We start from the raw sequence: 15,846 nt of genomic DNA, 5'->3' as shown, positions 1-15,846 counted from the left end.
CGGGCTTGCTCGCGAAAGCGGTGTTTCAGTCAATGAACAGGGTGACTGATCCAGCGCCTTCGCGAGCAAGCCCGCTCCCACATTTGGCTCGTATTCCAAGGTTGGAACCGGGTTGTACCGTCGTTGAAAATGTTAGTGCAGCACCGCGAATCCCAAGCCGAACAACGATCAAAACTGTGGGAGCGGGCTTGCCCGCGAAAGCGGTGTGTCAGTCGATGAACAGGGTGACTGATCCAGCGCCTTCGCGAGCAAGCCCGCTCCCACATTTTTGGCTTGTATTCCAAGGTTGGAACCGGGTTGTGCCGTCGGTGGAAATGTGGGCGTAGCACCGCGAATCCCAAGCCGAACAACGATCAAAACTGTGGGAGCGGGCTTGCCCGCGAAAGCGGTGTGTCAGTCGATGAACAGGGTGACTGATCCAGCGCCTTCGCGAGCAAGCCCGCTCCCACATTTGGGGTGTATTCCAATGTTCAAACCGTGTCCACTGTTACCCAGCGTTCTTCACGGGCCGCGACGCGAATCGCGGTGGCCAGCCGTTCCACTGCCCACGCCGCGTCAAAGTCGGTGCCGTCCGCCCCCTGGCCCGCCACGGCCATGATCAACTCCTGGACTTCCAGCGTCTTCAGTTCGTTGTACCCCAATTGGTGCCCGGCCGCCGGGCTGAACGCTGCGTAGCCGGGCAGGGCGGGGCCGGCCAGCAGGCGCTGGAAACCGTCCTGGCCGGCACGGCACAGGCGCAGTTCGTTCAAGCGCTCCTGGTCGAAGGCCAAGGTGCCCAGGGTGCCGCTGATCTCGAAACTCAGGTGGTTCTTGTAGCCATGCTTGAGCCAACTGCTGCTCACCGTGCCGCGCGCGCCATTGGCGAAGCGCAGCAGGGCATGCACCTGGTCGTCCACCGCGATGGCTTTGCGCTCATCGCTGCCGTGTACCGCAGGGCGCTGGGCGTGGACGGTCTGGGTGTCGGCGCACACCCTGGCGACATCCCCCACCAGATAGTGCGCCATCGACAGCAAGTGGCTGCCCAGGTCCGCCAGCGCGCCGCCGGCATGCGCCACTTCGCAGCGCCATGACCACGGCGACGCCGGGTCGGCCATGAAGTCTTCGCTGAACTCGCCCTGGAAGCTTATGATTTCGCCGAGATCGCCGTTGGCAATCATCTGCCGAGCCAGGCCGATCATCGGGTTGTGCTGGTAGTTGTAGCCGACCCGCGTCACCACCCCGGCCGCACGGGCGGCGCGGCGCATGGCGTCGGCCTGTTCGAGGCTGACGGCCAGCGGTTTTTCGCAGTACACCGCCTTGCCGGCCGCAATTGCGGCCATGGCCATGGGGTAATGCAGGTGGTTGGGGGTGGTGATGGCCACGACATCGACGGCAGGATCATCGATCAGCGCCTGCCAGTCGCCATGGGCCTGGGCAAAGCCCCAGGCCTTGGCGCAGCGCTGGGCGCGCTCGGTATCGGCATCGGCCAGGGCGGCCAGCTTGAGGTGTACCGGCAGGTCAAATACCGCCCGGGCGTTATTGAATGCCAGGGCATGGGCGCGGCCCATGAAGCCTGTGCCGATCAAGCCGATTCCGAGTTCACGCATAGCCGTGGTCCTTTGGTTTATTGTTTTCAGGTGGCTATTAATGGAATAAAAATTCTCATAATTCAAGATATGGAATAAAAATTCATTGAGCGGGTAGTTGATCGTTCCCACGCTCTGCGTGGGAATGCAGCCCCTGACGCTCCGCGTCACTCGTCACGCCTCGGCAGCGGTAAACGATCAATCAGTGCGACTGATGGCGCCATATTCAGCACGTGGCCAAACGCCGCCAGTTAACAAAAGATAACGTAGCGCCGATTGTCAGACGATTCGAAAGCCCGATAGGATGGCCCCTGCTTCCTTCAGGCGCTCTAGATTGCAGGTTTCAGGCGCCAGGAAGGCAAGACGACCTAACAATAATAAATCGGGAGAAAGGTCTATGAGTGAGCCTGTCATGGGTTGGGTTGTTTGCCGCCCACGCGCCGCACGCAAGGTTGCGTTGCTGGCCGCAGCGCTCTCGCTGTTTGGGGCAGTCGCGTTGCCGACTGTTGCCCAGGCCGCCAGCGATACCACTTTTGCGATTGAATCCCCCAAGGCCGCCAAAGGCCTGATGATCGATGTCGTCCATGCCGGCAAGCGCCTGGTGGCCGTCGGTGATCGCGGGCATATCCTCTATTCCGATGACCAGGGCAGTACCTGGACCCAAGCCAAAGTGCCTACCCGGCAGCTGCTCACGGCGGTGTTTTTCGTCGATGACAAGCACGGCTGGGCAGTCGGCCATGATGCACAGATCCTCGCCAGTGCAGACGGCGGCGCCACCTGGACCCAGCAATACCAGGACCTCAAGCGCGAAGCGCCGCTGCTCGACGTGTGGTTCAAGGATGCCGAGCACGGCCTGGCCGTGGGCGCCTACGGTGCGCTGATCGCGACCGACGACGGCGGCAAGACCTGGGCAGACGTCAGCGACCGCCTCGACAACGAAGACCAGTTCCACCTCAACGCCATTGCGCACATCAAGGACGCCGGCCTGTTTATCGTCGGCGAGCAGGGCAGCATGTTCCGCTCCAGCGACGACGGCCAGACCTGGGAAAAGCTCGAAGGCCCCTACGAGGGCTCGCTGTTTGGCGTGATCAGCACGGCGCAGCCGCAGACCCTGTTGGCCTACGGCCTGCGCGGCAATCTCTACCGCTCCACCGATTTCGGCAGCACCTGGGAGCAGGTTGAACTGCCGGCGGCACGCGGTGCCCTGGAGTTTGGCCTGTCGGGGGCGACCTTGCTCGACGACGGATCGCTGGTGGTGGTCGGCAATGGCGGCAGCGTGGTGGTCAGTCATGACGACGGCCAGACCTTCAGCGTGTTCAATCGCCCGGACCGCATTTCCCTCTCGTCGGTGACGGCAGCAGGCAATGGCAACTTGATTCTGGCCGGGCAGGGTGGCGTGCGTGTTGCCACTGCGACTGGCGCTGAACTGGCAAAACAATAAAAAAGGCGGGGAAAGAATGAGCAGTCATCACAACGATAAAGCGACCTTTCTTGAGCGCCTGATCTTCAACAACCGTCCGGCAGTGATCGTGATCTGCCTGCTGGTGAGTGTTTTCCTGTTCTGGCAGGCGACGCTGATTCGCCCGTCCACCAGCTTTGAAAAGATGATCCCCCTCAAGCACCCCTTCATCGAAAAGATGATGGAGCACCGCAACGACCTGGCCAACCTGGGCAATACCGTGCGCATCTCGGTGGAGGCCAAGGATGGTGACATCTTCACCAAGGAGTACATGGAGACCCTGCGGCAGATCAACGACGAGGTGTTCTACATCTCCGGCGTCGACCGCTCGGGCCTCAAGTCGCTGTGGAGCCCCAGCGTACGCTGGACCGAAGTGACCGAAGAAGGTTTTGCCGGCGGTGAAGTGATCCCGCAGAGCTACAACGGCTCGCCGGAAAGCCTCGACCAGTTGCGCAACAACGTGCTCAAGTCCGGCCAGGTCGGGCGCCTGGTGGCCAACGATTTCAAGTCGAGCATTGTCGACATTCCGCTGCTGGAGTCCTACCCGGACCCGCAGGACCAGGGCAAGCTGCTGGCCCTGGACTACCAGAAGTTTTCCCACGAGCTTGAGGACAAGATCCGCACCAAGTTCCAGGAACAGAACCCCAACGTGCAGATCCACATCGTCGGCTTCGCCAAGAAGGTCGGTGACCTGATCGACGGGTTGATCATGGTGGTGCTGTTCTTCGGCGTGGCCTTTGTCATCACGCTGATCCTGCTGCTGTGGTTCACCAACTGCCTGCGCAGTACCATCGCGGTGCTCAGCACGACGCTGGTGGCGGTGGTCTGGCAGCTGGGGCTGATGCACTTTTTCGGTTTCGGCCTCGACCCGTATTCGATGCTGGTGCCGTTCCTGATTTTCGCCATCGGGATTTCCCATGGCGTGCAGAAGATCAACGGTATCGCCCTGCAGTCCAGTGAGGCCGACAACGCGCTGACGGCCGCACGCCGCACCTTCCGGCAACTGTTCCTGCCGGGCATGATCGCGATTCTCGCCGACGCGGTGGGCTTCATCACGCTGCTGATCATCGACATCGGCGTGATCCGCGAACTGGCCATCGGCGCCTCCATCGGCGTGGCGGTGATCGTGTTCACCAACCTGATCCTGTTGCCGGTGGCGATTTCCTATGTCGGCATCAGCAAACGCGCGATTGCCAAGAGCAAAAAGGACGCTAACCGCGATCACCCGTTCTGGCGCCTGCTGTCGAACTTCGCCAGCGCCAAGGTCGCGCCGGTGTCCATCGTACTGGCGCTGATCGCCTTCGGTGGCGGCCTGTGGTACAGCCAGAACCTGAAGATCGGCGACCTGGACCAGGGCGCCCCGGAACTGCGTCCGGACTCGCGCTACAACAAGGACAACAACTTCATCATCAACAATTACTCCACCAGCTCCGACGTGCTGGTGGTGATGGTCAAGACCAAGGCCGAAGGCTGCTCGCGCTACGAAGCCATGGATCCCATCGACCAGTTGATGTGGAAGATGCAGAACACCGAAGGCGTGCAATCGGCGATCTCGCTGGTGACCGTGTCCAAGCAGATGATCAAGGGCATGAACGAGGGCAACCTGAAATGGGAAACCCTGTCGCGCAACCCCGACGTGCTCAACAACTCCATCGCCCGTGCCGATGGCCTGTACAACAACAATTGCTCGCTCGCCCCGGTGCTGGTGTTCCTCAACGACCACAAGGCCGCGACCCTCGACCGCGCCGTGCATGCGGTGCAGGACTTCGCCAAGGAGAACAACAAGGACGGGCTGGAATTCCTGCTCGCTGCCGGTAACGCCGGGATCGAGGCCGCCACCAACGAGGTGATCAAGGAGGCCGAGCTGACCATCCTGATCCTGGTCTACCTGTGCGTGGCGACCATGTGCATGATCACCTTCCGTTCCTGGGCGGCGACCCTGTGCATCGTGCTGCCGCTAGTGCTGACTTCGGTGCTGGGCAACGCGCTGATGGCGTTCATGGGCATCGGCGTCAAGGTCGCGACCTTGCCGGTGGTAGCGTTGGGCGTGGGGATTGGCGTGGACTACGGCATCTACATCTACAGCCGCCTGGAGAGTTTCCTGCGCGCAGGGTTGCCGTTGCAGGAAGCCTATTACCAGACGCTCAAGTCGACCGGTAAAGCCGTGTTGTTCACCGGCCTGTGCCTGGCGATTGGCGTGTGCACCTGGATCTTCTCGGCGATCAAGTTCCAGGCCGACATGGGCCTGATGCTGACCTTCATGCTGCTGTGGAACATGTTCGGTGCGCTGTGGCTCCTGCCAGCACTGGCGCGCTTCCTGATCAAGCCCGAGAAGCTCGCAGGGCAGAAGGGCAACTCGCTGTTTGCCCACTGAGGCAGGACTTGGGGCTAGTGGGGTTCTTGTGGAAAGTGGGATTGGTTGTGGCTAGTGGGCTTCATGTGGAAAGTGGGATTGGTTGTGGCTAGTGGGCTTCATGTGGAGAGTGGGATTGGTTGTGGCTAGTGGGCTTCATGTGGAAAGTGGGATTGGTTGTGGCTAGTGGGCTTCATGTGGAGAGTGGGATTGGTTGTGGCTAGTGGGCTTCATGTGGAAAGTGGGATTGGTTGTGGCTAGTGGGCTTCATGTGGAGGGTGGGATTGGTTGTGGCTAGTGGGCTTCTTGTGGAGAGTGGGATTGGTTGTGGCTAGCGGGCTCCTTGTGGCGAGCGGGCTTGCCCCGCGTTGGGCTGCGTAGCAGCCCCATCCCCACACACTGCGGTTTGCCTGAAACAACGCGGCGGATGTAGTGGGGGCGCTGCGCACCCCAACGCGGGGCAAGCCCGCTCGCCACAACAGCCCTGCTCATCACAAGAGGGCTGCTCATCACAACAGCCCTGCTCATCACAAGAGGCCTGCTCGCCAGCGTTTCCCCTCAAGGCGCGAGCGGAGAGTGGGATTGGTTGTGGCTAGCAGCCTTCTTGTGAAAAGTGGGATTGTTTTGGCTGGCGGCTCCTTGTGGCGAGCGGGCTTGCCCCGCGTTGGGCTGCGTAGCAGCCCCATCCTCACGCACTGCGGTTTGCCTGAACCAACGCGGCGGATGGAGTGGGGGCGCTGCGCACCCCAACGCGGGGCAAGCCCGCTCGCCACAACAGCTTTGTTCATCACAAGAGGACTGCTCATCACAACAGCCTCGCTAATCACAAGAGGATTGTTCATCACAGGAGGCCCGCTCGCCAGCCTTTTCCCTCACGGCGCGAGCGGCAGGAACCAGCGCTCGGCCAACGCCTTGCCCAGCAAGCCGCGGTGCACGTCCACCACCGCCTGCGGGCTTTGCGCGCGGGCCAGTTGCGAGTAGTAACTCACCTTGCGTTGCTCACGGGTTTTCAGGTGGGCGGCGGTGTAGTGGGCCTTGGGTGTATCGGCCGCCGGGTAGTGGAAATGGGCGTACCACAAGGGATAGCCTCCCGCGTCGTTGACGGCGTATTCCTGCACAAAATCCCGACGCTCGCCGCGAAGTTGAATGCGCTCTCCGAGTAGCGCCATGTTCGCGCGCTTCTGTTCGATCAGATACTCCAGGTTGCCGTGCGTCGGCGGCAGTTCCAGGCTCAGTTGAATGCGCAGCGCCTGGCCACGCTCATTCAGGCGTACCGCCGCCTGGCGCATGTCATTTTCCAGGGCCAGGTCGGCCGGCGCTCGGGCTTCGGCGGGTTGGGCCTGGATCGCCAGGTGCAGTTCGGTGGCCAGCTTGTCGTAGCGCACCGACTCGTGCAGCAGCACCTCCTGGACTTCCTGCGGGTGTCGCGAGACTTTCTTGTACTGCTCGCCGCGCTGCAGGTGTTCCTCGAGCATGCCCAACAGTTTGCGAGCCTCGCCCTTGACCAGGCTCAAACTGCGCGGCACGCCTGGCGAGCGCGGTGGCGTCGCGTCCTTGAATTGGATCCATTGCTCGCCCCGCTGTGAATAGGTGCCAAACACTTCACCGGTGAGCTGCGAACGAAGCTCGACAGTTTCCAGGGTACCCACGGGTTTGACCTCGCCGATAAACGTGCCTTTTTTCGCCGTGCGAATGACTTTTTTCTGCGCTTTGCCGGCGACTATCGGCGGGCGTCGGCTCGGACGCGGAGCGGGTTGGGCAGCGGGTTTGATTTCACTGGCGAGCTGCTTGGCGGCTTCCTGGTACAACCCCTCAACCAGCTTGACCAGCTTGGCGAAATACTCACCGTCCAGTTCGTCGACATTCACGATCCCGACCCCCTGCAAGGAGTCCAGGCCGCGGCCGTAATGCTCCACCAGGCTTTCGAGCACGTTGATGCGTTCCTCGGCTGTCACCTCAAGCTCGTTCAGCTCGCTGTGGGTGCGCAAGTGCTCCTGCAGCGGCTCAAGGATATCGATCATCACGGTGACCAAGGGGTGACCTGGGTGTTTATGGGTCATCAGCTCGAAATTGCGCATCAGCAGATCCTTGACCGCCAACGCACTGATTTCCGGAGGGCGATCCAGCGTCAGGCGGCGGTAGTGGTCGCTGCCGTCGTCGCCTAGCTTGAACAGTTCGTCGAGGTAGCGATCACGCAGTTCAAGCCAGTGGATCGAGCGTTCATTGATGGCAATCAGGCTGCGCACAAACTGTTGATACGCGGCGAAGTCGCCGAGAACAGCCTCGGCCAGGCGCGGCGCTTTGGCCATGAAGTGAGCGTGGGAGCGATACAGCGCGCCACGATCCTTCTCGGCCACCACCACATGCTTGCGCGCGTTGTTGACCATGTTTTCCAACAGGCCGGCGACGGAATGCGGCGGCAGGGGGATGTTCAATTCGTTGCGCTCTTTCAGGCTGTCCAGTTGCTGCTGGTAGTCCCGGGTCTGCTCTTGCAGGGCCGTGTCGAATCGCTGGCGGCTGTCAGCCGCCTGCGCTTCGCTGAAGCGTGGATCTTCGGCGGTGCGGGTCATGACCCCCAGGATAATATCGATTCGCTTTTGCTGGTCCGCCTGGCCCTGGACGAACCGTTCATAGTTGTCCTGCAGCTCGCGGATACGCTGCGCACGCCGTTGGCGATCGGCGGCAATCCGCTTGGTTGGCATGCCGCCGCGCAGGTGCAGGCGCGTGTCCACCGACCACACGCCGTGTGCATCGCTGCGCAGGTAAGGGCCATACACTTCGGCATCGCCTGGCATCACCACACGGGTTTCGCCCTGCGGCTCCAGGCTGACCTGCAACCACTCGCCGTTGGCTAGCGCATACCACCGGTTTTCGACCCCATAGAGCCCGCGTCGCGGCCCGTTCAATACCGGTTGGGGCAGGGGCGACGGCCGCGGCGCCTTGAACGTCGCGAGACGGCTGCGCTGGGCCGGGGTCAGGCGCTGGCGTGCCTGCGCAAAGCCGAAATCCAGCACCGTGCTGTGTTTCTGCGCCAGCGCCCCGGCCAGCAGGACGGCGCCTTCACGAATGCTCGGTGCGGCTGGTTGTGGCCATTGCTCCGCGACCCACGGGGTGAGGGCCGAGGGCAGCGCCTGCTCCCTGAGGCCGGCTGCCAGCGGTGCCGGTGTTGGCACCACCACGGGAGCGGCCTCCAGCAACAGCAGCCCGAGGTTGAGCAGCAGGTCGACAGTGGCCAGCTCCCGTGCGTGCGGGTCCGTGGCGGCCAGCGCCGGAATGTCCTGACCCAGGCTGGCCATCAGCCCCAACAGCCAGCCGGTGAGCATGGCCGGCCCGCGCAGCAGGGGCAGCAGCAGGTTGCCGAACAACAGGCTGCTGCCTTCGCGCAGCACCTGCCAGCGGCTTTCGCTGTTGGACACCGACGCGCGGTCGGCTTGTTGCACCAGGGCCCGCGCATGATCGCTGAACAGGTAGGTCATCAAGCGTCCGGTCATCAGGCACTGCTGCAGTTCGTCGTTGATGCCATCAGCGGACAACGTCGCCGGTGTCGGTGTGCCCAGGGTCGAGAACTCATCGCCCTGGCCGAAGCGTACGTAGTGGGGCTCGCGAAACCCGCCATTGGCGTAAATCGGCCGGGCCGTGTCACTCAGCCAGGTCAACACGCTGTCCTGCAAGGGCCCAGGTTCGGCGATGGCTTCAAACAACGCCTCGCGGCTGGCAAATTCCTGCAGGGCTTCGGCGTACAGCGGTCGGTACAGCACATGAGGACCGAGGGCGGTGTCGCGGGCTTCGATCAGGTACATGGCGCTGACCGGGTCCGGCTGGGCGCCGGGCATTTGCAGCAGCGCCAGGTGACGGATCACCACCGGATTCTGATCGACCTGCTGGCCGGCGGCTGCCGGCTCCATCACGGCCGCCACCAGGCGCGCACCCTGGGGGCTCAGCCCGGCTTGCTGTTTCAGGCTCAATTCCAGTGCCAGCAGCGGCAGTTGCACGGCTTGCTGCGCGGCGAACAGCGCTTCACGCTGGCGTGCCTCGGGGCTGTCGCCGAGTAACCGGGTTTCGAGCAGGCGTGGGTAGTGCTGGCCAATGTCCACGCGTTCCACCAGGCCGCCGGTGCCCATCAGGTAGTCGGCGGTCAGCCACGCCGGCAAGGGCAGGCCTTGCCGGTTGGCGAGGGTCACGCTGGCGCTGGGACGGCTGGACAGGTTGTCGATGGCCAGCTCGGTCAGGCTCACGCGTTCATGGCGGATGATCCCGGCGGTGCCTGGGTAGCCGGCGGCCACGGAGAAGGTCAGCAGCAGGTCGTCGGGGTGCAGGGCCGCGACCGACGGCGGCGTCGGCGCGTGATTGGCAAAGGTCACGGCATCCCCTTGCAGCGCTTGCAACAGCGCGTTGACGGTGTAGGTGCGGATGTCGTCGATATCGCTGAGCACGGTACGGCCCCCCGCGCGCTGTTTGGCGGTGGCCAGTGCCAGCGTGTAGCGGCGGTAAGCGGCCTGGTCGTCGGCGCTGGCGCTTTGCAGCCAGGCCGGCAAGTGGGTGCGCAAGGTTGCCAGGGCAGGCGCGGCCGGCGCGTCGCGGAAGAATCGCCCAGGGTCAGTGATGTCGTTATACAGCGTCTGCCACACCCTGAAGGGCTGGCCGGTGGGCAGGCTCAGGTTGCCGAGGTCTTCGAGTTGGTGATTGAGGATCAACGACGCCTGGTGCTCGAAGAGATCGCCGTCGATTTCGTAGCGTTGCAGCAGGATATCCTCGACCTGGTACTGACGCCCCAGGCGTTGGCCCACGGCCTGGATCAGCACATCCACGCTGGCGAACGTCTCGATACCCGTCTGCGGGCTGCACAGCAGCACCGACGTCTTGCCATTCAGCGCGCGGGCCAGCAACAGGTCCGGGCCGAGCAGGCTGACGCTGCGCGCCGCGTCCTTGAGGGTGGCTTGCAGCCCGTAGGCGTACACCGCACGTTCGCCATGGAGGGTGAGACGGTCCTCGCGCTCAGGGTTGGTCAATACCTGGTCGAGGGTCTCGCGGGCCGTTTGATCCAGCTCGGCCTGGCGCAGGGCGGCGACGCGCAGGGTGTCCTTCAACACGTCGGCCAGCCAGCGCCAGTGGCCGGCATCCCAATAGGCGGCGAGGGCGTTTTGCAGTGCGATGCTCAAGGTCTGGGGGATCTCGCCAATCAGCGTGGCGATGACCTGCATATCGAGTTTTTCCGGGGTCAATCCTGGGAGTTTCAGGCGCTTGGGCGGCTCGTCGGAGAGGTACCAGGCCAGGCTGCCGACATCCTTGAAGTCCAGCGGCACGCCGCTGGCCAGGGCGTCATGCACCACCGGCATAAACGGTTGCAGCAGCCAACTGCGGCGTTGCGGCCTGGCCAGCCGCGTGCGGCTCAGGTCCAGCGTCAGGGTCGGGTACCGCTCGCCAAGGGCGGTGGCGAGTTGCTGGCGAATCACGCTTTCCAGCGTCGGGCGATCAGCGAAGCGCGCGCTGACGGCGTGCGCGATAGAGTCAGGGGATTGCATACACATCCTTTTGGCAATTCGATGCCATTCATGGCGGGTTCTAGGCAGGGAGCAGGCTCAGGAACAGGCGTTGGTCGAGTGGCGGGGTGATCGGGTTGTACACATCACGCACGATGGCGCGGTTGTCGTTTCCGGCCTGGGCGAGCAAGTCCTTGAAGGTGATAAAGCGGTGTTCGGGACGCTTGAGATGGGCCTTGGTGTACTCAGCCGCCGGCACACCGGCACGCGCGTAGTGAAAGTGTGCGTACCAGAGCACCGTGAGCGCGTTTTTCTCGCGTACCGCAAACTCGGTCACGTAGTCGCCGGCCGCGGTGCGTTGCGGGCCGTGGACCAGGCCGATATCCACGGCGGCGTGGATGCGCAGGTAGTCGATATTTGCCTGGCGGGGCCGCTGGGCCTTGAGCCCTTCGATGCAGTGTTGCCGGCCCTGGGTGCGCAATTCGCCGGCACGTGTGCGCAAGCGCTCGACCGTCTGCGGCTCCTGGTGCTGCCGCTGGATCTCATCGGCAATCGACTCGATGCGCTGGGCCTGATACTGGAGCATGTCGTCCCAGTCGCGGGGATTGAGGTCGTCGCGGCGTTGCGGGTCCTTGAGTTTGTTCTTCTGGAACTTGATGGAGCGCTCGATCGCGCCGACTTCCTCCAGCAACTGCTGGGACTGGGTACGCAAGCTGGCCAGGGAGCGGGTAGGGGGCTTTTCCGCCGGGCGGCTCGGCGGCGCGTCGACGATCTCGACCCAACCTTCTCCCGGGTGTTCGATGAACCGGCCGCTGGGCTGCTGAGTGATTGGGTTGCGAGTGATGATGGTGGGGAAAGGCGTATCTGCGTCAGGCGCTTGCAGCTCACCTACCAGTGCGCCCTTGTCCCGGGACTTGAACACGCGTTTTCCGGGAACGGCGATTTTCAGCGGCTTGAACACTCCCGTTTGCGGCGGCAGGAACTCATCCTCGCGCAACACATCGGCCAAGTCGGCCTCGGCCGCGCTGCGTACCGTTTCGAGGCGTTCGATCAGCAGCGGCATATAGCGCGGGATGATCAACGGGGAATTGATGTCCATCAGCGCGCGGTAGATCTGCAGGCGGTGGCTGTAATGGTCAATCAGGTTGAGCAGCACCGCCTTGCGTTCGGCGACGGTGAAGCCCTCGGTGGCCAGCAGGTCAAGGTGGGTGTTCACCCTTGAGGACTCGACGGTGTGCAGCAGTCGCTGGTTCTGGAAGAAATACAATTCCTCGGCGGTGTGCGGTTCGAATGTCAGGTCGATGCTCAGCAGTGCCAGCAGGTCGAGGGTTTCCAGGGTCGCGGTCACGCGGTTGTAGAAGCGTCGGGCAGGCACTGCACTGAGGTACTTGTAGCGCTCTGCGGGCCCGCTCTTGAGATCACCCGCGAGTGTTTCGAGCGCATTCTCGATGTCGAGCACCGCCTTGAAATGGCGCTCGCTGGCGGCAAAGTTGGTTTGCACCAGATCATAGACATAACGGATGGCTGCTGTGTCGCCCGGCCTGCCGGCCAGTTCAACCAGGGATTCACCCTGGTCAGAGAAAAAGGTGCTGCGGTGCAAGGCGTCCGTGAAGGCGATGTGTAACTCATCACTGGCGAGCATGCTCGTGTAGACCTCCTGCGCATTGGCTTCATAGTCGAACTTGCCGTCCGCCACCTTGATTTTCCGGTAGGCCTCCAGCAGGTCGCGGCGATGCTGCTGTTGGGGCCCGGCGGTACGTTCGAAACGTTCCAGCAGCACCTGGAAGCTCACCTTGGCGCGGGCCCTGGAACGGGCGGTGGCGGCGTGCGCCTGGATAAGCACCGGGTTCTCGGGCGCGGCCCGCAGGGCTGTGTGGGCAACCAGCAACTGCTGGTCGAGTGATTCAAGCAGGGCCTTGGCGGGGAATATCCCGTCGACAAAGCTCAGTTGCTCACGACTGACCGCCGCTATAAGGCCCTCAATGCGTTTGGCGTGCTCGTGTGCTTGTGCGCGTTGTTCTTCAATCTGCACCAGTTTGGCCTTGAACCGGTTCTTGGGCCCGCCACCACGCAGTTTCAACCCCAGGTCCAGCGACCAATGGCCCTGGCCGTCGGTCTTGAGTTCAAAGCCCGGATGCTCAGGTTTTTGCGGATGCACGATGAATAACGCGTCGGTTTCGGCTTGGATGTTCACCTCGAACAGCAAGCCGCCCACTGAGGCATGCCAGCGTCGGTCGATGCTGTACAGCCCTCGGTGCGGACCAATCTCTACGGGCGTCGGCGGCGGCACGGGCCACGCCACATTGAGTTCGCGCAGGGCGTCCAGCAGGCGCCGACGCGAGGCATCCCGGGCGTTGGAATGGATAAAATCCACCAGGGTCTGGTCGCCCGCCACCGGTTCGGATGGCAGGCCGATGGGGCCGTGCTCGATCAGCGTGGGCGCCGACGGCGCAGAGGCCGGGCGGCGCAGGGCGGCGAGGGGCAAGGTCGGCTCGCCCGGCGTGCGCGTGGGCAGGCGCGGCGCGGTGTCGGTGGGCGAGGCCGCGTGCAGCACCAGCAGGCCGATATTGAGCAACACGTCGACCCAGGCCAGTTCCCGCGCGGCCGCGTCATCACTCTGCAGGCCGCCGAGGTCGTGCTTGAGGCTGACCGCCAATTGCAGGATCCAGCCCACGGCCATCGCCGGGCCGCGCAACAGCGGCATCAACAGCGCGTTGAACAGCAACCAGCCGCCCTCCAGCAGCACGGCCCAGCGGCTTTCGGCATTCGACACCGAGTCGCGATCAGCCAGGTCCACCAGGGCCCGGGCATTGCTGCCGTAGAGGTATTGCAGCAGGTTGCCGGTCGCCAGTGATTGCGCGAGCGAGCCTGGCACTTCGCCGCCGTTGAGGTCCTGCGCCAACTGCGCGGGCGGTGGTGCGGGCCACTGTACGGTGTCGTCGCCCTGGCCGAAGCGCAGGATATGCGGGCTCTGAAAACCGCCGTGGCTATAGATCGACCGCGTCTTGTCCGGCAGCCAGGCCAGCACACTGTCTTGCAGGGCGCCAGGCTCGGCAATCGCGTCGAACAATGCCTGGCGACTCGCGAACTGGTGCAGCGCGTCGGAGTACAACGGTCGATAGAGCAGATGCGGGCCATTGCCCTGGTCTCGAGGCTCGATGATGAACATGCTCGCGACGCTGTCCGGCCGCGCGTCGGGCGTGCGCACGAAGGCCAGCGGGCGGATCACGATGTCCTGGCCCTCTACTACCCGGCCGGGTGCGCTGCGCTGCAACACGGCCTTGATGTAGCGATAACCCTGGAAGGTCAGGCCGTGCTCCTGGCGAATCGCCTGTTCCAGCGCCTGGCGTGGCAGCTGCACGCTCAGTTGCTCGCCAAACAAGGCTTCGCGCCGGCGTATGTCAGGGCTGTCCCCCAACAGCCACTCGCGGATTTTTGCCGGGTAATGGCGGCCAATGTCCACCTGGCGAATCAGCCCCGGCGTGCTGTGGAATACGCCTTTTTCCCCGAGCACATAATCCTCATTGAACCAGGCGGGCAGGGCGGCGCCCGACGTGTCGCGCACGCTCATGCGGCCCTGCGGCGCAGCGGCGAGGTTGTGGATGGCCAGTTCGGTCAGGCTCATGCTCACCGGCGCCAGGTAGCCGCTGTGCAGGTCGCCTACCGGGACATGGAAGGTCAGTTGCAGGTTTTCCGGTTCCACGCTGGACTCGGGATGATCGCGGCGCATCTGCTCGCGCAGGGCGCGCACGGTGAAGGCCTGCAGGCTCTCGACGCCGTCGAGGAACGACGCGCCAGCGTTTTCTCGCTGCACTCGCGCCTGGTCCACCAGCCCCTGGCGATAGGCAAAGCGCTGGTCTGCGCTGGCCGCCTGCAGCCAGTCCGGCAGCGCCGCCTGGAGACGCGCCTGGTGCGCCGGGTCGGGGACCGGGGCGGCGAGGAAGGTCGGTACCGGGTCGGTGGCGTCGGCGAAGCGTTGCTCCAGCGCGCGTACACCGTCAGTGGCCGGCAAACGGAGGGCGTCGAGGTCGTCCAACTGCTGGTTCAGCAGCAAGGCGGCCTGGATATCGAACAGGTTGCCATCGGGCTCGTAGTGCTTGACCTGGATCTTCTCGGCCAGCAACGCGGCGGCCAGGCGTTGACCCCAGGCCTGGTTGAACGCGTCCACTGAGGCAAAGTTTTCAACGTTGCCCGAGGCCTGGCACAGCAGCACGTGGTCGCCTTGCACCAACAACAGGTCACTGCTCAGCAGGCGCGTGGTGCGGCCCTGGTGGATCACGCAGCCCTCCAGGCAGTACGCACGCACACCCTCGCGTTCGCGGCGATCGGGATGGCGGCTGACGGCGTAGAGCATGTCTTGGGCGAACCCGGCTGGCAGCAGGCTGGCGGTGCTCTTGAGGTTGTCGGCCAGCAGGTCGCCGAGCCATTGCCAGCGGCTGGCACCGGTGTCGGCGGCGCCGTTCCAGTAGCGGGTCAGGGCATCTTGAAAGGCGATGGGCAGGGTGAAGGGCAGGTCCGCAATCACCCGTTCGATCACCGCCATGTCCGGCTCGCGCGGGCCGTCGGCCTCATAGGTCAAGTGCAAGGGCGGGCGCTGGGACAGGAAGCAGCGGCGCGTGTCGATCACCTCGGTCATGTTCAGGGGCGTGCCGTGGCCCAGGTAATCGAGGATGACATCGCTCAAGCGCCGCAGGTCCCAGCCGCGTCGTTGGTTGGGGACGGCCAGCTTGACGCTGGACATGTCCAGCACCAGTGAGGGGAATTGTTCCAGCAGGCGTTCGTGCACGTGCTGGTCGACCACCTGGCGCAACGTCGGGCGCCCGGTGAACTGCCGGGCCACGGCCCGGGCGAGGGTGTCGCTTCGATGAGGCAGCAACAGTGGGGTGGCGGGTGTGTCTTGCGGCATAAACGAGTCCATTCTGTCAGGGGGTAGTCCCTAGAATCGCAAGCCACGGCGCAGCGGGTGCGGTAGCCCGCTATCGCGACACG

The 15,846-nt window shown here is 63.7% G+C and carries 5 protein-coding genes; 2 read left to right on the top strand and 3 right to left on the bottom strand.

Going from position 1 to position 15,846, the window contains the following annotated elements:
- Positions 1–470: 470 nt before the first annotated feature.
- On the bottom strand, positions 471–1,586 hold the full coding sequence (locus tag JFU04_RS16265; protein ID WP_201144916.1) for a Gfo/Idh/MocA family protein: 1,116 nt from the start codon (positions 1,584–1,586) through the stop codon (positions 471–473).
- Between the two features lie 391 nt (positions 1,587–1,977).
- On the opposite strand from JFU04_RS16265, the gene JFU04_RS16260 reads away from it, so the two are divergent.
- Together JFU04_RS16260 and JFU04_RS16255 are read left to right on the top strand one after the other, a co-directional pair.
- Positions 1,978–3,006: a WD40/YVTN/BNR-like repeat-containing protein gene (locus JFU04_RS16260; RefSeq protein ID WP_177410370.1), complete on the top strand. Its 1,029-nt coding sequence runs from the start codon at positions 1,978–1,980 to the stop codon at positions 3,004–3,006.
- Positions 3,007–3,022: 16 nt separating this feature from the next.
- The gene (locus tag JFU04_RS16255) at positions 3,023–5,398 is read left to right on the top strand and encodes an efflux RND transporter permease subunit (RefSeq protein WP_201144914.1); all 2,376 of its coding nucleotides are present in this window, start codon (positions 3,023–3,025) and stop codon (positions 5,396–5,398) included.
- 851 nt (positions 5,399–6,249) lie between these two features.
- Here the strand turns inward: JFU04_RS16255 and JFU04_RS16250 are convergent.
- The gene (locus JFU04_RS16250) at positions 6,250–10,899 is read right to left on the bottom strand and encodes a hypothetical protein (RefSeq protein WP_201144912.1); all 4,650 of its coding nucleotides are present in this window, start codon (positions 10,897–10,899) and stop codon (positions 6,250–6,252) included.
- Positions 10,900–10,939: 40 nt separating this feature from the next.
- Complete coding sequence (locus JFU04_RS16245; RefSeq protein ID WP_201144910.1) at positions 10,940–15,763, bottom strand: dermonecrotic toxin domain-containing protein; 4,824 nt, start codon at positions 15,761–15,763, stop codon at positions 10,940–10,942.
- Positions 15,764–15,846: the final 83 nt, after the last annotated feature.

Origin of the sequence: Pseudomonas sp. TH21 (genome assembly GCF_016651025.1) — a bacterium.
Lineage (GTDB): Bacteria > Pseudomonadota > Gammaproteobacteria > Pseudomonadales > Pseudomonadaceae > Aquipseudomonas > Aquipseudomonas aylmerensis.
This window is presented reverse-complemented; position numbering and strand designations above follow the sequence as displayed.

Excerpts from the sequence above, each read along its gene's own strand:
- JFU04_RS16255 (WP_201144914.1), top strand. The coding sequence starts at position 3,023 with ATGAGCAGTCATCACAACGATAAAGCGACCTTTCTTGAGCGCCTGATC.
- JFU04_RS16265 (WP_201144916.1), bottom strand. The coding sequence starts at position 1,586 with ATGCGTGAACTCGGAATCGGCTTGATCGGCACAGGCTTCATGGGCCGC.
- JFU04_RS16250 (WP_201144912.1), bottom strand. The coding sequence starts at position 10,899 with ATGCAATCCCCTGACTCTATCGCGCACGCCGTCAGCGCGCGCTTCGCT.
- JFU04_RS16245 (WP_201144910.1), bottom strand. The coding sequence starts at position 15,763 with ATGCCGCAAGACACACCCGCCACCCCACTGTTGCTGCCTCATCGAAGC.
- JFU04_RS16260 (WP_177410370.1), top strand. The coding sequence starts at position 1,978 with ATGGGTTGGGTTGTTTGCCGCCCACGCGCCGCACGCAAGGTTGCGTTG.